Below are 24,318 nucleotides of genomic sequence, written 5' to 3'. Positions count from 1 at the left end.
AGACGCGGCAACACTCTTTTATCGTTAATGTGAGCATTTGCTATGTGGAAAGCGTTACATCAGCTGGCCAGGCCCGAACGGCTTTATCAATTTTCAGGGCGACTGGTGCCCGGGTTCGCCGTTGCAGGACTGGCTTCTTTGCTGCTGGGCTGGGTCTGGGGATTCGGATTTGCCCCTGCTGATTATCAGCAGGGGGACAGTTTCCGCATCATGTACATCCATGTCCCTGCCGCAATGTGGTCGATGGGCATCTATGCCTCAATGGCTGTTGCCGCTTTTATCGGCCTGGTGTGGCAGATGAAAATGGCCGATCTGGTCTCTGCCGCCATGGCACCGGTGGGGGCGGTTTTCACCTTTATTGCGCTGGTCACCGGTTCCGCATGGGGTAAGCCGATGTGGGGTACCTGGTGGATCTGGGATGCGCGCCTGACGTCGGAACTGGTGCTGCTGTTCCTCTATATGGGCGTGATTGCACTCTGGCACGCATTTGATGACCGCCGCACTGCGGGCCGGGCCGCCGGTATTCTGATTCTGGTTGGTGTGGTTAACCTGCCGATCATTCACTTTTCCGTGCAGTGGTGGAATACCCTGCATCAGGGCTCGTCAGGCCTTCTTCAGCAGGCGATTGCGCCGGTAATGCGAACACCGCTGCGCTGGGCAATCCTCGGTTATCTGTTGGTGTTTATCACGCTGACTCTGATGCGGCTGCGCAATCTGATTCTGTTAACTGAACGTCATCGTCCCTGGGCGATTGATGTGGCGACGCGGGGAGAGCAGGCATGACCCCGGCATTTACTTCCTGGCACACCTTCTTTGCGATGGGCGGCTACGCCTTTTACGTCTGGCTGGCGGTTGCCTGTACGCTGCTTCCGCTTATCGGACTGACGCTGCATACCCTGCTGCAGCGCCGCCGCCTGCTGGCTGAGATCCGCCAGCGCGATGCGCGGGAGCGTCGTATCCGGGCGGCGAAATCTAAGAAAGCTGCGGCTGAAGCGACAGGAGAGACGCTGTGAATACCCGTCGACGCAACCGCCTTTATGCGGCAGTGGCGATTCTGCTCGGCCTCGGCCTGGCTACCGCGCTGGTGATGTATGCGCTGCGCTCAAACATCGATCTGTTCTATACCCCAGGAGAAATCCTCTACGGCAAAGGCGAGGCGCACGAGAAGCCCGAAGCGGGTCAGCGACTGCGCGTCGGTGGCATGGTGATGCCCGGCAGCGTCCGGCGCGATCCCAATACGCTGGCCGTGTCGTTCAAACTCTATGATGCCCGGGGTGTGGTCAGCGTCAGTTTTGAAGGCATCCTGCCGGATCTTTTCCGCGAAGGGCAGGGCGTTGTCGCGCAGGGCGTACTGACCGCGGGCAACCAGATTATCGCCAAAGAAGTGCTGGCGAAACACGATGAGAAATATACGCCGCCGGAGATTGAAGATGCGATGAAGACTAATCACACCGGCCCGCAGTCGCTTTATCAGGCGGGAAATAAATCATCATGATGCCCGAGATAGGTACTTTTCTGCTCTGCCTGGCGCTGGGGCTTGCTCTGCTGCTGAGCAGCTATCCGCTGTGGGGCGCAGTGCGTCAGGATGCCCGCCTGATGGGGATGGCACGTCCGCTGGCAAGCGGCCTGTTTCTCTGCATCGCGGCGGCTTTTGCGCTGCTGGTCCTGGCCTTTATCCGCAACGATTTTACCGTTGCGTATGTTGCCACGAATTCCAACAGCCTGCTGCCGGTCTATTATCGCATTGCTGCCACCTGGGGCGCACACGAAGGCTCGTTGCTGCTGTGGGTGTTGCTGCTCAGCACCTGGACACTGGCGGTGGCGATATTCAGCCATGGTATGCCGCAGGATGCGCTGGCGCGCGTGCTGGCAGTGATGGGGATGATTAATCTCGGCTTCCTGCTGTTTATCCTGCTGACCTCCAATCCGTTTGGCCGCACGCTGCCGGACTTCCCGATAGACGGGCATGACCTGAATCCGATGCTGCAGGATATCGGCCTGATCTTCCACCCGCCGCTGCTCTATATGGGCTACGTCGGCTTCTCGGTGGCATTTGCCTTTGCAATTGCCTCGCTGATGGCCGGACGACTGGATACCGCCTGGGCGCGCTGGTCGCGTCCCTGGACCACTGCGGCCTGGGTCTTTCTGACGGTCGGTATTGTCCTCGGCTCTGCGTGGGCCTATTACGAACTGGGCTGGGGCGGCTGGTGGTTCTGGGATCCGGTTGAAAATGCCTCGTTTATGCCGTGGCTGGCGGGCACTGCCCTGATGCATTCGCTGGCGGTCACTGAGAAGCGCGGCACCTTTAAGGCCTGGACCGTGCTGCTGGCGATTACCGCGTTTTCACTGAGCCTGCTGGGCACGTTCCTGGTGCGATCCGGGGTACTGGTATCGGTGCATTCTTTTGCCTCCGATCCGGCCCGCGGTATGTTTATCCTGGCGTTTCTGGTGATTGTCATCGGCAGTTCGCTGCTGCTCTACGCTATCAAGGGCGGCCAGGTGCGTGGCCGGGTGCAGAATGAAACCTGGTCACGGGAATCGTTCCTGCTGGGTAATAACGTGCTACTGATTGCCGCCATGCTGGTGGTGCTGCTGGGTACGCTGTTGCCGCTGGTACACAAGCAGATGGGGCTGGGCAGCATTTCAGTCGGTGAACCCTTCTTTAACACAATGTTCAGCTGGCTGATGGCACCGTTTGCGCTGCTGATGGGGATCGGACCCCTGGTGCGCTGGCGTCGCGATGAACCGCAAAAGCTGGCTAAACGGCTGGCGCTGGCGCTGATAGTCACCCTGGCCTGTTCCGTGATCGTGCCCTGGTGGCTGCAGGATCGCATTGAGGCGATGACCGTCGTGGGTCTGCTGATGTCCCTCTGGATTATCGTGCTGACGCTGCTGGAACTGCATGAACGCGCTACCCATCGTCATCCCTTCTTTGCCGGTTTGCGCCACCTGTCGCGCAGTCACTGGGGCATGGTGCTGGGCCATCTGGGAGTGGGTGTTACCGTGATTGGCATTGCGTTCAGCACGCAGTACAGCGTCGAGCGCGATGTGCGGATGAAGGCGGGCGATAGCGTCGATATACATCACTATCACTTTGTTTTCCGTGGCGTGCAGAATCTGCAGGGGCCTAACTACAGCGGCGGCATGGGGATCATCGATGTCACCCGCAACGGCAAACATGAAGCGACATTGCAGGCGGAAAAACGCTTTTACACCGCAGCCCGCACCATGATGACCGAAGCGGCGATTGATGGCGGTTTCAGCCGCGATCTTTACGCGGCGCTTGGCGAAGAGCTGGAAGATGGCGGCTGGGCAGTGCGCATCTACTACAAACCCTTTGTCCGCTGGATTTGGTTCGGTGGTGCGCTGATGGCGCTGGGCGGACTGTTCTGCCTGTTTGATCCCCGTTACCGTTCGCGCAAAAAAACGGGCCAGGAGGCGCGGACATGAACAAGAAAATCCTGTTTATTCCCCTGATGCTGTTTCTGCTGCTGGCAGCGGCGCTGCTGTGGCAACTAACACGCAATGCGGATGGCGACGATCCGACGCGTCTGGAATCAGCCCTGATTGGCAAACCGGTGCCGCTGTTCCGGCTTGAAGCGCTTGATCAGCCAGGCAAAACCTATGACCAGCGTGTGCTGACGGATGGCAAGCCGATATTGCTCAACGTATGGGCGACCTGGTGTCCGACCTGCCGTGCTGAACATCAGTATCTGAATACGCTGGCGGAGCAGGGCATTCGCGTGGTCGGCCTGAACTACAAAGACGATCGTCATAAGGCAGTTAACTGGCTGAATACGCTTGGTAATCCTTACGCGCTGAGCCTCTATGATGGCAACGGCATGCTGGGGCTGGATCTGGGCGTCTATGGTGCGCCGGAGACCTTCCTGATCGACGGCAAAGGGATCATCCGTTATCGCCATGCAGGCGATCTGAATGCGCGCGTCTGGGAGCAGGAAGTGAAACCGTTGTGGATTAAATACAGTGCGGAGGCGGGTTCATGAGAACGCTGTTACTGCTTTGCGGTCTGCTGTTCAGCATCAACCTGTGGGCCACCATCGACACGCTGCATTTTGACTCGGTGGCCCAGGAAGAACAATACCGTGACCTCACCGCGTCGCTGCGTTGTCCGAAATGCCAGAACAACAGCATTGCTGACTCAAACGCCATGATTGCCGCCGATATGCGACTGAAAGTCTATCAGCTGATGAAGCAGGGCCAGAGTCGCCAGCAGATCATCGACTACATGGTGGCGCGTTATGGCAACTTCGTCAGCTATTCGCCGCCGGTCACGCCGTCGACCCTGATTTTGTGGGCGGGTCCGGCGCTGTTTGTACTGCTGGGCGGCGCGGTGATCATCCTCCGCAGCCGTCAGCGTACAACCCGCAGTGAACTGGATGAAGAAGAGCAACAGCGTCTTAATGCGCTACTGAAGTCAGACAGGAAGCCGTAATGAGTGCATTTTGGATCACCCTTTTTCTGTTACTGCTGGCGGCCTGCACGCTGTTCCTGGCTGCGGGCTGGCGACAACGGCAGGCCAGCACGGGCGATCGCGATCGCCTTAATCAGCGTTTCTACCATCAGCGGATAGATGAGCTGGCGCAGGATGAAGCGCAGGGCGTTGTCGCTGAGCGACCGCTGATGGAGCGGGAACTCCAGCAGACGCTGCTGGCCGATATTCCGGCGGCACAGACCATTACGTCACACAGCAGCAGCCGCTGGATTTTGCTGCCGGGCGTGATCGTGCTGGTTGCGGTTTCGCTGGGCACTTATCTGAAAACCGGCGGCCTGGCACAATTCACGGGCTGGATGCAGGTACAGCAGGCGTATCCTGAACTCCGCGCCCGGCTGATGGACCCCGCCGCAAAACCGCTGAGCATGGAGGAGCTGGCGCGCTTACAGCTCGGATTGCGTACCGCGTTGCAGACGGAACCGGATAATCTGGCCGACTGGACTATGCTGGGGCGGCTCGGCATGGTGCTCAACAATGCGGAGATCGCCAGTCAGGCGTTTGAGCATGCACTCCAGCTTGCCCCCAATGATCTGGCGCTCAGGCAGGATTATGCTGAGGTTCTGACGCGATCTGCCGATCCGCAGGATAACCGTCAGGCGTCACTGCTGCTGAAATCATTGCTTAAAACGGATCCACAAAACCTGCGAACGCTGAGTCTGCTGGCCTTCAATGCTTACGGTCAGCAGCAATACGATGAGGCTATTAACGCATGGCAGACGCTGCAGGGCCTGCTGCCCGCTGGTGATTCCCGGCACGCGATGATTGCCCGCAGCATTGAAAAGGCCAGAAGTGATGCCGGGCAGCAGAGTCGTCAGCTGGCGCTGACCGTGACGCTGACCCCGCAGGCAGAAAAAATGTTACCGCAGGACGGAGTGTTGTATATTTCGGTTTCTGACGGGGCTTCACCCGTGCCGGTGGCGGTTAAGCGGATGCCGCTCAGTCATTTTCCGCTGACACTGACGCTGGATGACAGTAACGCCATGATGCCGGATCGCCTGCTTTCGGCGCAGCATCAGGTCGAGGTCCGGGTGCGAATTTCCCGCGACGGCAGCGCCAATCCACAGCCGGGCGACTGGCTGGGTCTGAGCGCCGTGACGCCCTGGGATGGGCATCAGTCGGTTGCGGTTGAGATCAATAAGCAGCTGCCCTGACCGTAAAACTGACAACGTTAAAATGATGCGTGCCATTGCCTGCTGCCTCTGGCACAAAGTCAGCTATGCTCATCGGGTAAGCCAATACGACAGGGCTGTGACCTGAACGATGGGCAGACCTTTTTCATCCGCACAGGGAGATTGGAATGAATTATCGCCTGACCAGCCTGGCTATGGCCAGCGTCCTTCTGGTAGGTTGTGCCAGTTCAAAGCCGGCGAATAGCGATCCTGCTCAGCGCAGCGATCCCTTCGAAAGCTTTAACCGCACGATGTTTAACTTTAACTACAACGTGCTGGATCCGTATGTATTACGTCCGGTCGCTGTCGCCTGGCGTGATTATGTGCCGGTACCGGCGCGTACCGGACTGAGCAATTTCCTCGGCAACCTGGAAGAGCCCGCCAGCATGGTCAACGCCATACTGGTCGGTGACGGACGGGATGCGGGTATTCACTTTACCCGTTTCTTCCTGAACAGTGTGCTGGGACTGGGCGGTTTCATTGACGTCGCTGGTAAAGCAAACCCGGAACTGGCGCGTGAAGAGCCGCACCGTTTCGGGACCACGCTGGGTCACTACGGCGTCGGCTACGGGCCTTATGTTGAACTGCCTGCCTACGGCAGCTTTACGGTTCGTCAGGATGGCGGCGACTACGTTGATACGCTCTACCCAATCCTCGGCTGGCTGACCTGGCCAATGTCGATTGGTAAGTGGACGCTGGAAGGGATCGAGACCCGTGCGCAGTTGCTGGATTCTGATGGCATCCTGAAACAGCAGAGCGATCCCTACGCCTTTATCCGTAACGCCTACTTCCAGCGGCACGACTTCCTTGCACGTGGCGGCAAGCTCAAGCCGGAAGATAACCCTAACGCGGCAGCGATTCAGGATGATCTGAAAGATATCGACTCGCCGTAATGTTCAGTTCGTAAAAGGGCGTAGTGCAGCAGCCGTTTTAAGTTTATTGACAATGGCAGGCCCGGTCTCCATTAAGACCGGGCCTGCACAAAGAACAGGTTCAGTTATTTCTTTACTACCCTAACAGCGGCTTTAATGTTACGGCGCGTTTTTCTCCTCTTCCCTGACTTCTGACGGTATCCGTAATGACCTGGCTCCCTTCACTTTGGGGCTGTTATCTCCGTCCTGCCTGCTGATATGCGCGCCTTTTTTCGACAGATTTTAAGCCAGAGAAGTACTGTTCATCTGGCTCAAACCGGGTGTAAAATTCGGTGGAATTTGCTGGTATGAAAAAACGCTTTTTTATCAGTGGGATAATTTTAGCGTGTTCCCCGCGCGAGCGGGGATAAACCGTATGGAGCTATTTTTCTGAACTCGTCAATCAAGTGTTCCCCGCGCGAGCGGGGATAAACCGGTGCTCGGATTGAGGTAATAGAGGCCACAAACGTGTTCCCCGCGCGAGCGGGGATAAACCGGGTCGGACAGCAGGAACCGGAGTAGGTGATTAGTGTTCCCCGCGCGAGCGGGGATAAACCGTGACTTGCTCACCGCAATATCACGCAATCATTGGTCTTCCGCGTGGCGCGGATAAACCGTTGAGTCAGGCGTCGGTGGCTGGGGTTTCGGCGTGTTCCCCGCACGTGCGGGAAATTAGCTGGGGTTGGTTAACAGTGTGAAGGCGACTCATCAGAGTCGCCTTTTTTGATCTCGCCCGCCACTCAGAACTTGTAGTTGAAGTTCGCGCCGTAGAGCCAGGCCTTACCTTCAGAGGTAAAGGTATAAGGGCCTTCTTTAACTGTCACTTTCTGTCCGTGCATATAAGAGATGCCCAAATCCACCGAGGCATCATCGTTAAACGCGTAAGATGTACCCGCACTCAGCCATAAACGATCCTGATCCGGTATAGAGATAGAGCGCTTGTCAGCGGGCACCGGGCTATCATCAAACGCAATACCGGTGCGGAAAGTCCAGTTCTTGTCGTAGGAATAGGTGGTGCCCAGTGCAATGCGATATGCATCGTGGAAACTTTCATCTTTATAGAACAATGTCTGCCCGTTTGAGCCAGTAGCTTTCAGCTCCTGGAACTGGCTCCAGCTGGTATAAGCCATGCTGTAATGTACTGCCCACTGCGGAGCGACTTTATGCCAGCCCGACACTTCCCACATCTCTGGCAGATTCAGGGTTAACGCGCCCGGAACGGTGGTGCCGTTGGTGCCAAACGGCACGCCTGACACTTCCGGATTATTCACGGCATTCAGCCGGGATGAGAGGCTGCTTTTATAATCGCCGTCAAAGTCGACTTTCACTTCGGAACGGTAGGTAAAGCCAAAGCGGTTATTTTCATCCACTTCATACAGGATACCGGCATTCCAGCCATAGCCCCACTCATCGCCTTTCAGATGCGCAACCTGCGTATCAGCCGGAACGCCCAGTCGTGCACCGGATTCACCGGCATAGCGTTCAATCTTGGCTTTCGCATAAACCGCATCAAAACCAACGCCCAGACTGAAATGTTCATTTAAGCGGTAGGCAGTGCTGAGATTAAAATTGCCGGTGACCAGATCGGTTTTACCGCCGTAACCCCCTGCGGTGTAGCCATTATTGAACTCTGTTGCTAAGCCATAGTTAGAGGTTGCAGACGCGCCGATCCACCACTGATCGTTGATGGGCTGGACATAATGAATATTGGGCACCCACTGATTCGGCGCAATATTATCGGCATCCAGGCTGCGTCCGGTGGGACTGCGACCGCGAATATTCACATCCGGCGCAATATAGACCGCGCCGATAGAAAATTCCGGGCGATCCATTAATGCCATCGTCGCCGGGTTGCGGCTCGCAGACGCCGCGGTATCGCCCATTGCCCCTTCGCCTGAATATGCGCGACCTAAACCAATCGTAGAAAATTCATTTAACTGAAACCCAGCTGCGTAAACGTGTGAAGAGACAAGCGCCACTGCAGCCGCCACGGCTGACTTTGCAAACAGGTTTTTATGGTTCATGACCACAACCTCATGTGAATTATTATTTAACGCTATAACGTCGCGTAACAAAGGACGGCGGATTGTAGGGACTGATGTAAAACGCACATATCAGACCAGTGCGGAGAGTATAGGTCCGACCTGTGTGCATGTTGCAATATTGTTTTTAAAATATTTCAGGATTGATCGCTTAAAATTCGATCTGCTTAACAAAACGGCCCTGATTCTGCACAGCATACCGATTCCAGTTTGTTCTGGATCAATTTTTATTGTGATATTCGTCACTTAGCGCTATGTGCGTGGCGCATTTTTACGCGAGCAGGTAAAATTTCGCCCGTAAAATCACGCGATCCACCCCCCATTGCGGGTCAGGAGAATGAAATGACTGATGCCATTAAAAAATGCAGTGCGACTGAAACCGCAGCCTGTTGTTGTGTTGATGTAGGCACGGTAATGGATAACACCGACTGCACCGCCAGCTGGTCGGAGTGGTTTGCTCACCGTGACGATGCTGAAGCCAAGTTGGTGCACCTTACCAGACGTGCGCGTGACGTTGAATCAGAACCCTGTGTCATTGAGTCGCGCTTCAGGGAAGTCGATCAGGGCGTGCAGTTAGAGATCGATTTCACTTTCAGCTGCCAGGCTGAAACGATGATTTTCCAGCTCGGTTTGCGTTAAGTCTCATAACGCCGCGTTAATGCGGCGTTTTTCATTTTCGTGTTTCCCTTCGCACTTTTTTCTTTCCGGTATTGGCGGCTCACCCGCTTGTGGTTAACACTGATCAGGTCAGACCTCTTCAGGCAATGATGCCACAGTCCCAGTCACAGGTGAGAACAATGAGCAAAGCGCAGCCGCTGCTGACGCGTGATGGTGAACGCATCGCAATAACCCACGGGTTACGCACTCCTTTTTTGCGCCAGGCGACCGGCTTTCATGGCATTCCCGCCATTGAGCTGGGACGCATGGTGGTCAGCGAATTAATGGCGCGCAGTGAACTGCCGGCTGAGGTCATCGAGCAACTGGTCTTTGGTCAGGTGGTGCAGATGCCGGAAGCGCCGAACATTGCGCGTGAAATTGTGTTAAGCAGCGGGCTTGGTGTGCATACCGATGCCTATAGCGTCAGTCGTGCCTGCGCCACCAGTTTTCAGGCGGTCGCGAATGTGGCAGAAAGTCTGCTGGCTGGCACCATCTCGGCTGGCATTGCCGGTGGCGCGGACTCCTCGTCAGTGCTGCCTGTCGGTGTCAGCAAAACGCTGGCACGGGCGCTGGTGGATCTCAACAAAGCCCGCAGTTTTGGGCAAAAACTGCACATCCTGCGGCGTCTGCGTCCACGCGATCTGTTGCCGGTTCCCCCCGCAGTGGCGGAGTATTCTACGGGCCTGCGTATGGGTGACACTGCAGAGCAGATGGCGAAGAGTCATGGCATCACCCGTGAGGCACAGGATGCGCTGGCACTGCGCTCTCACCAGCATGCTGCCAGAGCCTGGCAGGCCGGGATACTCAATCAGGAAGTGATGGCTGCCTTTGTGCCGCCGTGGAAAACCGCCATCGACCAGGACAATAACGTCCGCATGAACGCCAGAGCAGAAGATTATGCCCGACTGCGTCCGGCATTCGATCGTCAGCATGGCAGCGTTACTGCGGCCAATAGCACACCACTTACCGACGGTGCGGCCGCCGTGATTCTGATGCGCGAGGGGCGTGCCCGTGAACTGGGCGTCAGGCCGCTGGGCTATCTGCGCAGCTATGCTTTTACCGCTATTGGCGTACAGCAGGATATGCTGCTGGGTCCGGCATACTCCTCGCCGCTGGCACTGGATCGCGCCGGGATCACGCTGGCCGATCTGACGCTCATTGATATGCATGAAGCTTTTGCCGCCCAGACACTCAGCAACCTGCAACTGTTCCGCGATGAGCGCTTTGCCCGTGAGGTGCTCAATCGCCCCCATGCGCTGGGCGAAGTAAATGAAGAGCGCTTTAATGTGCTGGGCGGTTCAATCGCCTATGGCCATCCTTTTGCCGCTACGGGTGCGCGCATGATCACCCAGACGCTGAATGAACTCCGCCGTCGCGGTGGCGGATTAGGACTGGTCACGGCCTGCGCGGCAGGCGGTCTGGGTGCGGCAATGGTTCTGGAGGCCGAATAATGGAGCAGAATGCGTTTCATCTGACAATGCGACTGGACCACGTCGGCATCATCACGATTGATGTCCCCGGCGAGAAAATGAACACCCTGAAGGCGGAATTTGCCGGGCAGATCACCGCCATCATTGCAGAGGCGCGGCGCGATCCTCAGCTGGCGGGCCTGGTGCTGATTTCCGGCAAAGCGGATAACTTTATCGCGGGGGCGGATATCAGCATGATTGATCGCTGTCGCAGCGCACAGGAAGCCGAAGCGCTGGCAAAACAGGGTCAGGAAGTGATGGCTGCGCTTGATGCACTGCCATTCCCCGTCGTGGCCGCTATACATGGTGCCTGCCTGGGCGGCGGGCTGGAGCTGGCGCTGGCCTGCGATGCACGTATCTGCTCGCTGGATGATAAAACCCGCCTGGGATTACCGGAAGTACAGCTTGGTTTACTGCCGGGCTCCGGCGGCACTCAGCGGCTGCCACGCTTAATTGGCGTGCAGCAGGCGCTGCCACTGATTCTGACCGGCAAATCGCTGCGGGCTAAACAGGCCCGTAAGCTGAGGGTGGTCGATGATGCGGTGCCTCAGGCCATTCTGCTGGAAACCGCGGTTGCACGGGTGAAAAAAGGGAAGGTCAGCGGACGCGCGCTGCCCCTGCGCGACCGTCTGTTGCATGGGCCGGTTGGCCGTCAGGCGCTGTTTGCGCTGGCAACCCGACAGACTTTAGCCAAAACGCAGGGAAACTATCCGGCGGCAAACCGCATTATTGAGGTGGTGCGCATCGGGCTGGAGCAGGGCAGCCGGGCGGGACATGATGCTGAAGCGCGTGCGTTCGGCGAGCTGGCAATGACGCCGGAATCCGTTGCATTGCGCGGGCTGTTTTTCGCGACGACCGCCATGAAAAAAGAGCGGGGCGGTGATGCTGAACCCGCAGCCGTTAAGCGCGTCGCTATCCTCGGAGGCGGTCTGATGGGCGGGGGCATTGCCAGCGTTACCGCGATCAACGCCGGATTGCCGGTACGCATCAAAGACATCAGCCTGGAAGGGGTTAACCATGCGTTGAAAACCAGCTGGGAACTGCTGAGCAAAAAAGTCAGGCGGCGTCAGCTGACCCCGGCACAGCGTCAGCAGCAGATGGCACGTATCACGGGCGGCATTGATTATCAGGGCTTCGCGCAGCGCGATGTGGTGATTGAAGCCGTATTCGAAGATTTAGCTTTGAAGCAGCAGATGGTCAGCGAAGTGGAAGCGAACTGTCAGCCCCACACGCTGTTTGCCTCTAATACCTCCTCGCTGCCGATTGAGGCGATTGCCGCCGGTGCGCAGCGGCCAGAGAATGTCATCGGTCTGCACTACTTCAGTCCGGTAGAGAAAATGCCGCTGGCAGAGGTGATCCCGCATCTGAATACCGCCACCTCGACGCTGGTCACCATTGTGGCGCTGGCGCGCAGTCAGGGCAAAACCCCGATTGTGGTGGCGGACAAGCCTGGCTTCTATGTAAACCGCATCCTGACGCCCTATATAAATGAAGCGATGCGTTGCCTGCTGGAGGGGGAGCCGATTGACCATATCGATCGGGCGCTGGTGAAGGCGGGTTTCCCGGTCGGCCCGATTCAGTTGCTGGATGAGGTGGGCATCGACGTCGGCAGCAAAATCAGCCCCATCCTGCATCAGGCCTATGGTGAACGTTTTGCCGCGCCTGCTGCGTTTGACGCGGTACTCAGGGATGGTCGTAAGGGACGTAAAAACAGCAAAGGGTTTTATCGCTATGACCTGCCGCACTGGCAGCGTAAAAAACCGGACACCTCGGTGTATACGTTGCTGAAGGTCACGCCGCAGGCCAGACAGAGTGAAGCGCAGATTGCGGAACGCTGCATGATGATGATGCTGAACGAGGCGGCCCGCTGCCTTGAAGAACAGGTGATTCGCTGCGCCCGTGATGGGGATATCGGTGCGGTGTTTGGCATCGGCTTCCCCCCTTTCCTGGGCGGCCCGTTCCACTACATGGACAAACTGGGCGCGGCAGAGGTGGTCAACAGATTAACCCGACTCTCGCAGCAGCATGGTGAGCGATTTACGCCCTGCGAAGCGCTGATTGAGGCGGTCAATAAATAGACGAAATTTTACATTTCTGCTGTAAATGGAATAACCAATCCGATTCAGCGGGTTAGAAAAGCGCCGCGAGAGTGTGCGGCGCAGCATGATTCTGAGAAGCGCTTATTTAATAAACAACCGGTTGACTATACTGAAGCCATTAGGGTAAAACACAGCGTTCATTCGCAGAGTGAAGAGTCAGGCGCCAGGCGTCGGGCGATGTCGACAAACAACAGCGGTGCTTTATGCAAGTTTTTATCATGCGTCACGGCGATGCGGCTCTGGAAGCAGCCAGTGATTCAGTCAGGCCTTTAACCTTATGTGGCTGCAATGAATCACGTCAGATGGCCCATTGGCTTAACAGCCAGACGCCGGACATTGAGCGTGTCCTGGTGAGTCCCTATTTACGCGCGCAGCAAACCCTCGCTACCGTGCGTGAAGCCTTTCCCCTGCCGGAAAACCAGGATGTTCTGCCGGAGTTAACGCCGGGCGGCGATCCGGAGAGTGTAGGGTGCTATCTGCAGGCCCTTGCAAATCAGGGCGTGAAATCGGCACTGGTGATCTCTCACTTGCCGCTGGTGGGATACTTAGTCTCTGAACTGTGCCCGCAGGAAGCGCCGCCCATGTTTGCCACGTCCGCTATTGCCTGCGTGGAATTCGAACCCACGCAGCATGCCGGTAAACTCCTGTGGCAGGTCAGTCCTAAAAAGCTGGCGAAAGCCATCTGATGTCTGTGGGCCGATCATACCGGCCCCTCTCTTAAGGCAACACAGGCGGTTGCCACTCCTCAATCTCAATCAGAACCAGCAGTGCGGCGTCACCGCCGAACAGCTTCGGTGCCTGATGAAAAGCCATCACCCACGGATGCTGGGCTAGCCACAGCGGCGTCTGCTGCTTCAGAATATGCTTTCCATGACCGGTCATCACGCTGGCACAGAACAGATGTTCACGGCGGCAGGCGGCGATCAGTGCGCCCAGTTCCTGCTTGGCCTGCTGCTGCGTTAAGCCGTGCAAATCCAGGAAAATCTCGGGCGTATAGTCGCCACGCCGCAGTTTTTTCAGCTCGAAATGGCTGACATCGGCGCGCACGTACCGGGTGGCCCCTTCGGTCGAGAGCAGTGGCTGAAACTCATCCGAAAAGTAATGGCTGTTGTCCGCCTGCTCTGAAAGCAGACGTTTTACCGGCAGTTCGCGGGTTTTAACCGGTAATTTATGGACAAAAGTATCCTGTTTTAACTGACGCGTGCCAGTCATTAACTGGCGAAACAGCGCCTGATCATCCGGGCTTAGTGGTGTTTTTTTACTCATGACGGGTCAGTTATCTAAGAAAAGTCTGCTACACAGCATAGGTGATACCTTACCGATTAATGTCATTAAATGTCAGCTTTTTCACCTTGCTGCGCTGAATTCTCCCCGGCTTCATGGCACACTACTGGCCGATTTAGCAAAAGGCCTGCGGAGGGCTACGTGGACAAAATTTTCGTCGATGAGGCAGTGAACGAACTGCACACCATTCAGGACATGCTGCGCTGGGCGGTAAGCCGCTTTTCCGCTGCCGGAATCTGGTACGGACATGGCACAGACAATCCCTGGGACGAAGCCGTTCAACTGGTCCTGCCGTCACTCTGGCTGCCGCTGGATATTCCTGAAGATATGCGCAGTGCGCGTCTCACCACCAGCGAACGTCTTCTGATTGTCGAGCGCGTCATCCGTCGCGTAAACGAGCGTATTCCGGTCGCTTACCTGACCAATAAAGCCTGGTTCTGCGGCCACGAATTCTTTGTCGATGAGCGCGTGCTGGTGCCGCGTTCACCGATTGGCGAACTGATTGAGAACCGCTTTGCCGGTCTGGTCAGTACCCCGCCGCAGCATATTCTGGATATGTGCACTGGCAGCGGCTGCATTGCGATAGCCTGCGCCTATGCTTTCCCGGAAGCGGAAGTGGACGCTGTGGATATTTCCACCGGCGCGCTGGCGGTGGCCGAGCAGAACATTGAAGAACATGGCCTGATCCACCAGGTTACGCCAATCCGTGCTGATCTGTTCCGCGAACTGCCCCCGCTGAAATATGATCTGATCGTCACCAATCCGCCGTATGTTGATGCGGAAGATATGGACGATCTGCCGAATGAGTATCGCCACGAACCGGAGCTTGGCCTGGCGGCAGGCAGCGACGGCCTGAAGCTGGTACGCCGCATTCTGGCCTGTGCGCCCGACTATCTCAGCGAGCAGGGCGTACTGGTCTGCGAAGTGGGCAACAGCATGGTGCACATGATTGAGCAGTATCCCGATGTGCCCTTTACCTGGCTGGAATTCGACAACGGCGGCGACGGCGTCTTCACGCTGACGCGCCAGCAGATTGTCGACGCACAGCACCATTTCTCTTTTTACAAAGATTAAAAGTGGGGCGAAGTCTCGCCCGCCGAACTCTGACAAGGAAATAGCATGGCCGGAAACAGCATCGGGCAATTTTTTCGAGTAACTACCTTTGGCGAGTCCCACGGTCTTGCGCTGGGCTGTATCGTTGACGGTGTGCCCCCGGGTATCCCGCTGACGGAAGCGGATATTCAGCATGACCTCGATCGCCGTCGCCCAGGCACTTCGCGCTATACCACGCAGCGCCGCGAGCCGGACCAGGTGAAAATTTTGTCCGGTGTCTTTGAGGGTGTGACCACCGGCACCTCGATTGGCCTGCTGATTGAGAACACCGATCAGCGGTCGCAGGATTACGGTGCCATCAAAGATCTCTTCCGTCCGGGCCATGCTGATTACACTTACGAGCAAAAATATGGTCAGCGCGACTATCGTGGCGGCGGCCGCTCATCGGCGCGTGAAACCGCAATGCGCGTGGCGGCGGGTGCAATTGCCAAGAAATACCTGCAGATGAAACACGGCGTAGTGGTGCGTGGCTATCTGGCACAGATTGGTGACGTCAGCTGTGAGCTGAAAGACTGGAGCATTGTGGAACAGAACCCGTTCTTCTGCCCGGATGCGGACAAGCTGGAGGCGCTGGATGAACTGATGCGCGGCCTGAAAAAAGAGGGCGACTCCATCGGTGCCAAAGTCACCGTTATGGCAGATAACGTACCGCCAGGCCTGGGCGAGCCGGTCTTTGACCGACTGGATGCCGACCTGGCACACGCGCTGATGAGCATCAACGCGGTGAAAGGGGTTGAAATTGGCGATGGCTTTGCGGTGGTTAACCAGCGCGGCAGTCAGCACCGTGACGAAATCCGCCACGACGGCTTCCAGAGCAATCACGCTGGCGGCATTCTGGGCGGCATCAGCAGCGGCCAGACCATCAGCGCCAATCTGGCAATGAAACCGACCTCCAGTATTACCGTGCCGGGTAAAACCATTACCCGCGACGGCGAAGAAGTCGAAATGATCACCAAAGGCCGTCACGATCCCTGCGTCGGGATCCGCGCCGTGCCGATCGCCGAGGCGATGATGGCGATCGTCCTGATGGATCATCTGCTGCGTCAGCGGGCGCAGAACGGTGACGTCAGCAGCACTGTACCACGCTGGTGATGGCATGAAAGCGCTTCTGCTTACCCTGAGTGCGCTGCTGATCAGCGCCTCCAGCCTGGCGGCGACGCCGTGGCAACGTATCCAGCAACCGATTAGCGGCGCCCCGCAGTCTATTGGTGGCTTTGCCAACGGTTGTATCGTCGGCGCGCAGGCACTGCCGCTGAACTCACTGCACTATCAGGTGATGCGTCAGGATCAGCGGCGCTACTTTGGCCATCCCGATCTGATTCAGTTTATTCAGCGGCTCAGCACCCGGGTACATAACCTGCAACTGGGCAACGTGCTGATTGGCGATATGGGCATGGCGGCAGGCGGGCGTTTCAGCAGCGGGCACGCCAGTCACCAGACCGGGCTGGATGTGGATATCTGGTTGCAGCTGCCCAAAACCCGCTGGAGTGCGCAGCAGCTGCTGAAACCGCAGCCGCTGGATCTGGTCGGGCCGGGCGATAAAAACGTTATTGCCCGTCACTGGCAGCCGGAGATCGACAGCCTGATTAAACTGGCTGCAAAAGATGACGATGTAATGCGTATCTTCGTCAATCCGGCGATTAAAAAGCAGCTTTGTGCTGATGCGGGTAACGATCGCGACTGGCTGCGGAAAGTGCGCCCGTGGTTTGCCCATCGCGCTCACATGCATGTGCGACTGCGCTGTCCGGCGGGCAGTATCGGTTGTGAAGATCAGCCCGCACCGCCTGCTGGCGATGGTTGTGGTGCCGAGCTTCAGAGCTGGTTCCTGCCGAAACAGCCTGGTTCAGGCGCGCCAGTGAAACGTGAGCCGCCGCCGTTACCGCCTGCCTGTCAGGCTTTGCTGGATAAACATTTACTGTAAGGGATTCCATGGATTGGTTCGTGGTCAGCCCGCTGCTGGTCGGGTTGCTGTTTTTAATCGCCATGCTCGCCGGTTTTATTGATTCAATCGCGGGTGGCGGAGGATTACTTACGGTACCTTCGTTGCTGGCTGCCGGTCTGTCACCGGCGCAGGCGCTGGCGACCAATAAACTGCAATCGGTCGGCGGATCGTTTTCCGCCAGTCTCTATTTTGTCCGGCGTGGTGCGGTCAGGCTTAATGAACAGTGGCTGAACATCGCCATGACGCTGATGGGGTCCATTCTGGGCGCGATACTGATTCAGCGCCTGCAGGCGGATTTCCTGCGCCAGATGCTGCCGCTGTTTTTGATCGCGATTGGCTTGTGGTTCCTGCTGATGCCGCGCCTGGGTGAAGTCGATCAGGCGCGTCGCCTGCACGGCCTGGCCTATGCGCTGGTGGGCGGCGGGGCGGTGGGATTCTATGACGGATTTTTCGGACCGGGCGCAGGATCGTTCTATGCGCTGGCTTTCGTCACCCTCTGCGGCTACAACCTCGCAAAAGCAACCGCTCATGCCAAGGTTCTCAACTTCACCTCAAACGTGGGCAGCCTGCTGTTCTTTATGTTTGGCGGCAAAGTGGTGTGGGGAACCGGCCTGATCATGATGCTGGGTGCGTTCTGCGGCGCGCGCCTGGGCGCACGGCTGGTACTGAGCCGCGGACAGAAACTGATTCGCCCGATGGTGGTCATTGTCTCTGCCGTCATGAGCATTAAATTACTGTGGGACAGCCATGGCAGCGCCGTTCTGGCCTGGCTGGCCACGCTGCATTCGTAACCTGAAACGCGATACTGTCATGAACCCGACCCATCATTATGAACAGCTGATCACGCTGTTTGATCGCTGCTTCAGCGATGAATTTCAGACCCGTCTAATTAAAGGCGATGATGAACCGATCTATCTTCCTGCTGATGCAGAGTCACCGTGGAACCGCGTGGTGTTTGCCCACGGCTTTTACGCCAGCGCTCTGCATGAGATCTCACACTGGTGCATTGCCGGTGAGGCGCGCCGTAAAATGGTCGATTTCGGCTACTGGTACTGCCCGGATGGCCGCGATGCACTGACCCAGAGTCAGTTTGAAGCGGTGGAAGTGAAGCCGCAGGCGCTGGAGTGGATGTTTTGTATGGCGGCAGGCTTTCCCTTCAACGTGAGTTGTGACAATCTCGATGGAGATTGTGAGCCGGATCGCATTGCGTTTCAGCGTAAAGTACATGCTCAGGTCATGAACTATCTGACGTCGGGCATTCCCGACCGTCCCGCGCGTTTTATTGCCGCTCTTGCGGAATTTTATGGCAGGCCTTCATTAACCGCATCGCAGTTTCCCTGGCCGGACGATCTGTGATGCACGAAGGCATTATTAATAGAGGAATTGAGATGATCGCAGAATTTGAAGCGCGTATTCTGGCCCTGATTGACGACATGGTCGAGCATGCCAGTGACGATGAGCTGTTCGCCAGCGGTTATCTGCGCGGGCATCTGACACTGGCCGTCGCCGAAGTGGAACAACTGGGTGAACATACGCCAGAAGCGCTGCAGATCCAGGTCTCACGCAGCCTGCAAAATGCTATCGCTGCCGGTGAACTTTCGCCGCGTGACCAGGCATTGGTGGTGGGCATGTGGGACAACCTGTTTGTGCAGGCACGTCAGCTTTCCGCATAACGTTGCAGGGCGGCGTGCCGCCCTCAGCATCCGCTAAACTGCTTTTCCCTTCAGTAATTTTCTCACCCAGTAACGATTCGGATTAAGTGCTGCCAGCGTCGTCGCGTCCAGCGGCTGCGGCTCGCCCGCCAGCTGGGCTGCCAGCACCTCGGCCGCCAGTGGCGCGCTGCACAGGCCGCGCGATCCCAGCGCGCCAAACAGATAGAGGCCCGCCCGATCGGGAGCATCAGCGATATCGTGACTTGCCGCGAGCTGAGCCGGTAAATCAGCGTACTGCGCCAGCGTGGCATCATAATCCGGCACGCCGCCCACCATCGGCAGGTGATCCCGCGTGGCGCAACGCACACCCATTCTTGCCTCTCCGTCACTGACATCCACCGCCTCTGCCCAGCGTCGATCAGGCAGGCAATTCAGCAGGCGGCTGCGGTTCTCCTGCTGGTCCTCTTCCCGGTAAGCCGTTGCGGTTTCGCCACGGTGATAGCTGGCACCGATGCAGTGCGTACCAAACTGGGGGCTGACAGGCGTCAGATAGCCGTCGTAACAGAGTACGGTTTGCAGCGCGTTAAGGCCCGGCGTCGAGGGAACATGGCTTACCTGACCGGCCACCGGATAAGCGGGTAACGGGGCGCTCTGCGTAAAGTCGGCAATGGCATGACCGTTTGCCAGCACCACTGCTGGATGACGGACTGCCGGGCGATCGCTGAACGTCAGTGTCCAGTGATTATCCTCCCGAGAAAGGCGGGTTACCCGATGCAGCCAGTGAATGCGTAATCCCTGGGTTTCGCCCCAGGCCAGCATCGCGCTGGTCAGCCCGGCCGGTGAAAGCCAGCCACCCTGCGGGTAGAAAATGCCGCCACAGCCATGGTCAACATTCGCCAGTTTCTCTGCCTCTGCCACCTCCACGCCACAGGCGATGGATTCAGGCAGGCCCATCGCCAGCATCTGATCAATCTTCTTACGGCTTTTCTCATCCCAGCCCAGTTGCAGCACACCACTCCAGCTGTGTTCATAGGTGACGGTTATGTGATCGTAGAGCCGCCGGGCAAAGCTGAAGGCCGCCGGGAAAAAAGTGGCAAGCGCCGGATCATGCTGGTTGAGCAGCGGATAGAGTGCGCCCTGACGATTGCCGGACGCACCCAGCGCAGGCGCGTCATCGGCACAGTAAAGCGTTACCCGCCAGCCGCGACGCAGCAGCGCCAGCGCCAGCGTGGCACTGGCGACACCGCCGCCAACGATGGCCACATCACGCTGCTCCGCCGGCCGGCGATGATACCAGGGCTGTCCGGTGGGTAACGGAGGTGCATCATGCAGATTGCCGCACAGCATTTCACGCTTTGGCCCGAAGCCTTTGCGACGGATGACGGTAAAGCCCGCCTGCTGCAGGCCGCGACGCACAAAACCGGCAGCGGTGAAGGTCGCGAACGTTCCCTGCGGGCGCGCCAGTCTGGCCATCATGGCGAACAGCTCCGGCGTCCACATGTCAGGGTTTTTTGATGGCGCGAAACCATCCAGGAACCAGGCATCCACCTGACGATGCAGGCTTTCATCCAGCTGTCCCATCAGTTGGTTAATATCGCCCAGCCACAGGTCGAGCGTGACCCGTCCGCCGTCAAACAGCAGGCGCTGACAGCTTGGCAGGGCAGCAGGCCACTGCGCCTGCAGCGCCCCGGCCCAGGGAGCCAGTTCAGGCCAGTGCTGCTGCGCGGCAGCCAGGTCTTCACGGGTTAACGGAAATTTTTCGAAGCTGATGAAATGCAGACGTTTTAATGGCGCATCGGGCTGTTCGCGCTGAAACGCATCAAACGCCTGCCACAGCGTCAGAAAATTAAGGCCAGTGCCAAAACCGCTTTCCGCCACGATGAGCAGATCGCGCGGATGCTCAGCAAAACGTTGCGGGAAACCATTGCCGCCAAGGAAGACATAGCGTGTCTCTTCCAGACCGTTGTCATTCGAGAAATAGACGTCACCAAACGCTCGGGAAACAGGTGTACCCTGTTCATTCCAGTTTAGCTGTGCATGTTCAACCGGGGTTAATTTCACGGTAAAGGCTCATTTTTCAGGCAGTGGCGCGATTTTAACGACCCGCGTGACATGACGCAAATTTACAAAAGGAAATAGCTGATCGGACTTGTTCGGCGTACAAGTGTACGCTAGAGTGCATGCCAATTAAGAAGAAGTGGATGAGGAAGATTGAATGAAACGTGCTGTGATTACTGGCTTAGGGATCGTTTCCAGTATTGGTAATAACCAGCAAGAGGTGCTGTCATCTCTGCGTGAAGGACGCTCTGGCATCACCTTTTCTGAAGAGATGAAAGATTCCGGCATGCGTAGTCACGTCTGGGGTAACGTTAAATTAGATACCACCGGCCTCATCGATCGCAAAGTTGTGCGTTTTATGAGTGATGCGTCCATCTATGCTTATCTTTCCATGGAAGAAGCGATTAAAGATTCCGGCCTCAGCACTGAAATGTATCAGAGCAACCCGCGTGTGGGTCTGATTGCAGGCTCAGGCGGCGGTTCTCCGCGTTTTCAGGTGTTTGGTGCTGATGCCATGCGCAGCCCACGCGGCCTGAAAGCTGTTGGCCCTTATGTGGTCACCAAAGCGATGGCTTCTGGCGTGTCTGCCTGCCTCGCCACGCCATTCAAGATTCATGGCGTAAACTACTCGATTAGCTCCGCCTGTGCTACCTCTGCACACTGTATCGGTAACGCCGTTGAGCAGATCCAGCTCGGCAAACAGGATATCGTTTTTGCCGGTGGCGGCGAAGAGCTGTGCTGGGAAATGGCCTGTGAGTTCGACGCCATGGGTGCGCTCTCTACCCGTTACAATGATACCCCGGAAAAAGCGTCACGGACTTATGACAATGAGCGCGACGGTTTTGTTATCGCCGGTGGCGGTGGCATGGTGGTGGTTGAAGAGCTGGAGCATGCGCTGGCGCGTGGTGCGCACATCTATGCCGAAATCGTCGGTTATGGTGCCACCTCAGACGGTGCAGACATGGTTGCTCCATCAGGAGAAGGTGCAGTGCGCTGCATGAAGATGGCGATGAACGGTGTTGATACACCTATCGACTATCTGAACAGCCACGGAACCTCAACTCCGGTAGGCGATGTGAAAGAGCTGGGTGCGATTCGTGAAGTGTTTGGCGAAAACACGCCATACATTTCAGCAACCAAAGCCATGACCGGTCACTCACTGGGTGCGGCGGGCGTGCAGGAAGCAATCTACTCGCTGCTGATGCTGGAGCATGGCTTTATTGCGCCAAGCATCAACATCACCTCGCTGGATGCGGCAGCAACCGGCATGAACATCGTCACTGAACCGATGGAAAAAGAGCTGACCACCGTGATGTCTAACAGCTTTGGTTTCGGCGGCACCAACGCCACACTGACCATGCGTAAATATCAGGCGTAATTGTTACGTCAGCACGCAGAAGGGCCGGCTTGCCGGCCCTTTTTGTTTTTACAGCCTGTCCGGGTTATCTGTTTCAGCCCTCCTTCAGCACCTCCAGTAATCTGTCGCATCCTGCCACAATCTCGTCTGGCGTCAGTGCAGCAAAGCCCAGCATCCAGCCCTGCTGAGAGGCCGGTCCGGCATAGAGCGGACTCAGACGCGGCAGCAGCAAACCCCGGTGTGCCGCCATCGCGGTGAGTCGCGCTTCATTCTGTTGTCCCTTCAGTTTTACTGTAATCTGCAGCCCGCCGCCGCTGGCTATTGGCGTGATCCACGGCGACAGCCGCTGCTCAATCTGCTCCAGTAACCGATCACGGCGGCTGTGATAAAGCTGGCGCATCAGGCGCAGATGGCTGGCGAAATGTCCCTGTTGCAGAAAGGCGCAGTGACAGCCTGCGGCAGCAGGGCACTGTGCCCATCCAGCACGCTGCGCGCCTGGCGCAGGGGCGAAATCAGTGCAGGGGGGACAACCATCCACGCCAGTCGCAGCGAGGGAAAAAGCGACTTCGAGAAGGTGCCAAGTGTAATGACCCGCTGATGACGGTCCAGACCCTGCAGCGCGGGAATCGGACGTTCGTCATAATGAAACTCACTATCGTAGTCATCTTCAATTAACCAGCACTGGTTGCGCTGCGCCCAGTCGAGCCACGCCAGGCGTCGCGGCAGGCTGAGCGTGACCCCGGTGGGGTAGTGATGCGAGGGCGTCAGATACATCAGCGTCGCACTGCCATTAGCGGGCATAGCACCTTCCGCATCTACCTCAATTCCGCGAATTTGTGCGCCTGCGGCCAGAAAGGCATTACGCGCACCGGCGTAGCCTGGCTCCTCCATCCACACCTCATCACCGGGATCGACGAACATCATCGCCAGTAACTGCAGCGCCTGCTGTGAACTGGTCAGAATGATAACCTGCTCCGGCTGGCACGCTACGCCCCGTGAGAGCGCCAGATAATCAGCAAGTGCGCTGCGTAATGGCAGGTAGCCGCAGGGGTCGCCATATCCCATTGCCGCGCTGCCCAGTGAACGCTGCACGCTGCTGCTCAGGCGTCGCCAGGTGTGGTGGGGAAAAGCGCGCAACTCCGGCGAACCGGCGGCGAAGGCGTGCGGAAAAGGGGGATCCTGACAACCACCGGTGGCCAGCACCTGCTGACCCCGCGCAGAGAACCGGGCGGGCTGAATCCGGGCCGGTGAGGATGATGAGCTGGCGGGGATAGTGATGGCGACAAAGGTGCCGCGACCGGTTTCGCGTCGCAGATAGCCTTCACTTTCAAGCTGTCCGTAGGCTGCTTCCACCGTCACACGTGACAGACGCAGATCCAGCGCCAGCTGTCGGCTGGACGGTAACTGCTGACCGGCGTGCAGATGGTGCCGGTTGATCGCCTGTCGCAGCGTCGCGCACAGCCGCTCACGCACGCCGCCGCTGGCCTGATGCCGGAAAAGTTGTAACAGCGGTGAAGGCATATGGGTCTTATACCTGATGGATAATGGGTATCAGTAAGCAGTCCACTTTGCCGTAAACTGCGACTTCACCACAACAGGAGAATCGCTATGTCATCGGTTTTACAAATTCCGGCCGCCTCGCCGCAACAAAGCCTCGACTACCTGCAGGCAAAACTCGCTTACTACACCGACGCCTGGGATCTGGCGGACGACCTGGCCCGTCAGGCATCAGAAATTGTGGTGATCGATGCCCGGTCGCCGGAGGCTTATCGCGCCGGGCATATCTGCGGCGCAATAAATTTTCCGCATCGCGGGATGGATGCCACCACAACGGCCTGGCTCGATCGCAGCAATGTTTATGTCACGTATTGTGACGGGATTGGCTGTAACGGATCGACGAAAGCAGCCTGGAAGCTGGCGTCGCTGGGATTTCAGGTGAAGGAATTAATTGGCGGGCTGGATTTCTGGAAACGTGACGGTCATCCGCTGACCTGGGGTGATGCCGCGGGCGAATGGCCCGTCGCCGCCGCTGTGGCATCCTGCGGCTGCTAA

General features: G+C 57.5%; 23 protein-coding genes, 1 pseudogene and 1 CRISPR repeat array. Of the genes and pseudogenes, 20 read left to right on the top strand and 4 right to left on the bottom strand.

The genetic code is table 11. From position 1 onward, the window contains the following. Positions 1-42: 42 nt before the first annotated feature. The 8 genes from N5J69_RS04685 (at position 43) to mlaA (ending at position 6,575) form a co-directional block, all read left to right on the top strand. A complete protein-coding gene (locus N5J69_RS04685) occupies positions 43-783 on the top strand; it encodes a heme ABC transporter permease (protein WP_279768399.1) in 741 nt (246 codons plus the stop codon). Next, a complete protein-coding gene (ccmD, locus tag N5J69_RS04680; protein WP_279768397.1) occupies positions 780-1,013 on the top strand; it encodes a heme exporter protein CcmD in 234 nt (77 codons plus the stop codon). The genes N5J69_RS04685 and ccmD overlap by 4 nt, the downstream gene beginning before the upstream one ends. After that, positions 1,010-1,495, top strand: a complete 486-nt coding sequence (gene ccmE / locus N5J69_RS04675; RefSeq protein ID WP_279768395.1) for a cytochrome c maturation protein CcmE — start codon at positions 1,010-1,012, stop codon at positions 1,493-1,495. Before ccmD ends, ccmE begins: the two co-directional genes overlap by 4 nt. After that, positions 1,492-3,450, top strand: a complete 1,959-nt coding sequence (locus N5J69_RS04670) for a heme lyase CcmF/NrfE family subunit (protein ID WP_279768393.1) — start codon at positions 1,492-1,494, stop codon at positions 3,448-3,450. Before ccmE ends, N5J69_RS04670 begins: the two co-directional genes overlap by 4 nt. Beyond that, complete coding sequence (locus N5J69_RS04665) at positions 3,447-4,004, top strand: DsbE family thiol:disulfide interchange protein (RefSeq protein WP_279768391.1); 558 nt, start codon at positions 3,447-3,449, stop codon at positions 4,002-4,004. Before N5J69_RS04670 ends, N5J69_RS04665 begins: the two co-directional genes overlap by 4 nt. Further along, positions 4,001-4,453, top strand: coding sequence for a cytochrome c-type biogenesis protein (locus N5J69_RS04660; protein WP_279768389.1), 453 nt, complete (start codon positions 4,001-4,003; stop codon positions 4,451-4,453). Before N5J69_RS04665 ends, N5J69_RS04660 begins: the two co-directional genes overlap by 4 nt. Further along, complete coding sequence (ccmI, locus tag N5J69_RS04655; RefSeq protein ID WP_279768388.1) at positions 4,453-5,664, top strand: c-type cytochrome biogenesis protein CcmI; 1,212 nt, start codon at positions 4,453-4,455, stop codon at positions 5,662-5,664. Before N5J69_RS04660 ends, ccmI begins: the two co-directional genes overlap by 1 nt. A gap of 146 nt (positions 5,665-5,810) precedes the next feature. Next, positions 5,811-6,575, top strand: a complete 765-nt coding sequence (gene mlaA / locus N5J69_RS04650) for a phospholipid-binding lipoprotein MlaA (protein ID WP_279768387.1) — start codon at positions 5,811-5,813, stop codon at positions 6,573-6,575. A 364-nt stretch (positions 6,576-6,939) separates the two neighbouring features. Further along, positions 6,940-7,210: direct repeats of the CRISPR family, unit length 29 nt; unit sequence GTGTTCCCCGCGCGAGCGGGGATAAACCG. A 123-nt stretch (positions 7,211-7,333) separates the two neighbouring features. Here mlaA and fadL read toward each other — a convergent pair. After that, a complete protein-coding gene (gene fadL / locus N5J69_RS04645; RefSeq protein ID WP_279768386.1) occupies positions 7,334-8,617 on the bottom strand; it encodes a long-chain fatty acid transporter FadL in 1,284 nt (427 codons plus the stop codon). 360 nt (positions 8,618-8,977) lie between these two features. On the opposite strand from fadL, the gene N5J69_RS04640 reads away from it, so the two are divergent. From N5J69_RS04640 to sixA, 4 genes are all read left to right on the top strand, one after another. Next, the gene (locus tag N5J69_RS04640) at positions 8,978-9,274 is read left to right on the top strand and encodes a YfcZ/YiiS family protein (protein ID WP_279768385.1); all 297 of its coding nucleotides are present in this window, start codon (positions 8,978-8,980) and stop codon (positions 9,272-9,274) included. Positions 9,275-9,432: 158 nt separating this feature from the next. Next, positions 9,433-10,743: an acetyl-CoA C-acyltransferase FadI gene (gene fadI / locus N5J69_RS04635; protein ID WP_279768384.1), complete on the top strand. Its 1,311-nt coding sequence runs from the start codon at positions 9,433-9,435 to the stop codon at positions 10,741-10,743. Further along, complete coding sequence (fadJ, locus tag N5J69_RS04630) at positions 10,743-12,839, top strand: fatty acid oxidation complex subunit alpha FadJ (protein ID WP_279768383.1); 2,097 nt, start codon at positions 10,743-10,745, stop codon at positions 12,837-12,839. Before fadI ends, fadJ begins: the two co-directional genes overlap by 1 nt. Positions 12,840-13,063: 224 nt before the next feature. Then, entirely contained in the window at positions 13,064-13,546 is a 483-nt protein-coding gene (gene sixA / locus N5J69_RS04625; protein ID WP_279768382.1) for a phosphohistidine phosphatase SixA, read from the top strand. A 31-nt stretch (positions 13,547-13,577) separates the two neighbouring features. On the opposite strand, the gene smrB is transcribed toward sixA, so the two are convergent. Beyond that, positions 13,578-14,126: an endonuclease SmrB gene (gene smrB / locus N5J69_RS04620; protein ID WP_279768380.1), complete on the bottom strand. Its 549-nt coding sequence runs from the start codon at positions 14,124-14,126 to the stop codon at positions 13,578-13,580. Positions 14,127-14,285: 159 nt separating this feature from the next. Here smrB and prmB point away from each other — a divergent pair, with 159 nt between their 5' ends. The 6 genes from prmB to N5J69_RS04590 are packed head-to-tail and all read left to right on the top strand — an operon-like array spanning position 14,286 to position 18,872. After that, positions 14,286-15,218: a 50S ribosomal protein L3 N(5)-glutamine methyltransferase gene (gene prmB / locus N5J69_RS04615; RefSeq protein WP_279768378.1), complete on the top strand. Its 933-nt coding sequence runs from the start codon at positions 14,286-14,288 to the stop codon at positions 15,216-15,218. 45 nt (positions 15,219-15,263) lie between these two features. Next, positions 15,264-16,349 carry a chorismate synthase gene (gene aroC, locus N5J69_RS04610; RefSeq protein WP_279768376.1) on the top strand — a complete coding sequence of 362 codons (1,086 nt, stop codon included), beginning with the start codon at positions 15,264-15,266 and terminating at the stop codon, positions 16,347-16,349. Positions 16,350-16,353: 4 nt separating this feature from the next. After that, on the top strand, positions 16,354-17,178 hold the full coding sequence (mepA, locus tag N5J69_RS04605; RefSeq protein ID WP_279768374.1) for a penicillin-insensitive murein endopeptidase: 825 nt from the start codon (positions 16,354-16,356) through the stop codon (positions 17,176-17,178). 8 nt (positions 17,179-17,186) lie between these two features. Continuing rightward, a complete protein-coding gene (locus tag N5J69_RS04600) occupies positions 17,187-17,990 on the top strand; it encodes a sulfite exporter TauE/SafE family protein (RefSeq protein ID WP_279768373.1) in 804 nt (267 codons plus the stop codon). A gap of 19 nt (positions 17,991-18,009) precedes the next feature. Then, positions 18,010-18,555: an elongation factor P hydroxylase gene (locus N5J69_RS04595; RefSeq protein WP_279768709.1), complete on the top strand. Its 546-nt coding sequence runs from the start codon at positions 18,010-18,012 to the stop codon at positions 18,553-18,555. Between the two features lie 32 nt (positions 18,556-18,587). Beyond that, positions 18,588-18,872, top strand: a complete 285-nt coding sequence (locus tag N5J69_RS04590; protein WP_003854283.1) for a YfcL family protein — start codon at positions 18,588-18,590, stop codon at positions 18,870-18,872. Between the two features lie 33 nt (positions 18,873-18,905). Here the strand turns inward: N5J69_RS04590 and mnmC are convergent, their stop codons facing one another. Continuing rightward, positions 18,906-20,912 carry a bifunctional tRNA (5-methylaminomethyl-2-thiouridine)(34)-methyltransferase MnmD/FAD-dependent 5-carboxymethylaminomethyl-2-thiouridine(34) oxidoreductase MnmC gene (mnmC, locus tag N5J69_RS04585; protein ID WP_279768371.1) on the bottom strand — a complete coding sequence of 669 codons (2,007 nt, stop codon included), beginning with the start codon at positions 20,910-20,912 and terminating at the stop codon, positions 18,906-18,908. Between the two features lie 154 nt (positions 20,913-21,066). On the opposite strand from mnmC, the gene fabB reads away from it, so the two are divergent. Next, a complete protein-coding gene (gene fabB, locus N5J69_RS04580; protein WP_279768370.1) occupies positions 21,067-22,287 on the top strand; it encodes a beta-ketoacyl-ACP synthase I in 1,221 nt (406 codons plus the stop codon). Positions 22,288-22,360: 73 nt separating this feature from the next. Here fabB and N5J69_RS04575 read toward each other — a convergent pair. Continuing rightward, positions 22,361-23,787, bottom strand: a pseudogene (locus N5J69_RS04575) (PLP-dependent aminotransferase family protein). An 87-nt stretch (positions 23,788-23,874) separates the two neighbouring features. Between N5J69_RS04575 and N5J69_RS04570 the strand changes: the two are divergent. Continuing rightward, positions 23,875-24,318 (top strand): rhodanese-like domain-containing protein, encoded by a 444-nt coding sequence (locus N5J69_RS04570; protein WP_279768369.1) that lies wholly within the window; start codon positions 23,875-23,877, stop codon positions 24,316-24,318.

It is taken from the genome of Pantoea sp. GD03673 (genome assembly GCF_029844725.1).
GTDB lineage: Bacteria > Pseudomonadota > Gammaproteobacteria > Enterobacterales > Enterobacteriaceae > Pantoea.
This window is presented reverse-complemented; position numbering and strand designations above follow the sequence as displayed.

Bases quoted from the DNA above. Each gene is read 5' to 3' on its own strand.
- N5J69_RS04685 (WP_279768399.1), top strand. From the start codon at position 43: ATGTGGAAAGCGTTACATCAGCTGGCCAGGCCCGAACGGCTTTATCAA.
- ccmD (WP_279768397.1), top strand. From the start codon at position 780: ATGACCCCGGCATTTACTTCCTGGCACACCTTCTTTGCGATGGGCGGC.
- N5J69_RS04670 (WP_279768393.1), top strand. From the start codon at position 1,492: ATGATGCCCGAGATAGGTACTTTTCTGCTCTGCCTGGCGCTGGGGCTT.
- N5J69_RS04665 (WP_279768391.1), top strand. From the start codon at position 3,447: ATGAACAAGAAAATCCTGTTTATTCCCCTGATGCTGTTTCTGCTGCTG.
- N5J69_RS04660 (WP_279768389.1), top strand. From the start codon at position 4,001: ATGAGAACGCTGTTACTGCTTTGCGGTCTGCTGTTCAGCATCAACCTG.
- ccmI (WP_279768388.1), top strand. From the start codon at position 4,453: ATGAGTGCATTTTGGATCACCCTTTTTCTGTTACTGCTGGCGGCCTGC.
- mlaA (WP_279768387.1), top strand. From the start codon at position 5,811: ATGAATTATCGCCTGACCAGCCTGGCTATGGCCAGCGTCCTTCTGGTA.
- fadL (WP_279768386.1), bottom strand. From the start codon at position 8,617: ATGAACCATAAAAACCTGTTTGCAAAGTCAGCCGTGGCGGCTGCAGTG.
- N5J69_RS04640 (WP_279768385.1), top strand. From the start codon at position 8,978: ATGACTGATGCCATTAAAAAATGCAGTGCGACTGAAACCGCAGCCTGT.
- fadI (WP_279768384.1), top strand. From the start codon at position 9,433: ATGAGCAAAGCGCAGCCGCTGCTGACGCGTGATGGTGAACGCATCGCA.
- fadJ (WP_279768383.1), top strand. From the start codon at position 10,743: ATGGAGCAGAATGCGTTTCATCTGACAATGCGACTGGACCACGTCGGC.
- sixA (WP_279768382.1), top strand. From the start codon at position 13,064: ATGCAAGTTTTTATCATGCGTCACGGCGATGCGGCTCTGGAAGCAGCC.
- smrB (WP_279768380.1), bottom strand. From the start codon at position 14,126: ATGAGTAAAAAAACACCACTAAGCCCGGATGATCAGGCGCTGTTTCGC.
- aroC (WP_279768376.1), top strand. From the start codon at position 15,264: ATGGCCGGAAACAGCATCGGGCAATTTTTTCGAGTAACTACCTTTGGC.
- mepA (WP_279768374.1), top strand. From the start codon at position 16,354: ATGAAAGCGCTTCTGCTTACCCTGAGTGCGCTGCTGATCAGCGCCTCC.
- N5J69_RS04600 (WP_279768373.1), top strand. From the start codon at position 17,187: ATGGATTGGTTCGTGGTCAGCCCGCTGCTGGTCGGGTTGCTGTTTTTA.
- N5J69_RS04595 (WP_279768709.1), top strand. From the start codon at position 18,010: ATGAACCCGACCCATCATTATGAACAGCTGATCACGCTGTTTGATCGC.
- N5J69_RS04590 (WP_003854283.1), top strand. From the start codon at position 18,588: ATGATCGCAGAATTTGAAGCGCGTATTCTGGCCCTGATTGACGACATG.
- fabB (WP_279768370.1), top strand. From the start codon at position 21,067: ATGAAACGTGCTGTGATTACTGGCTTAGGGATCGTTTCCAGTATTGGT.
- N5J69_RS04570 (WP_279768369.1), top strand. From the start codon at position 23,875: ATGTCATCGGTTTTACAAATTCCGGCCGCCTCGCCGCAACAAAGCCTC.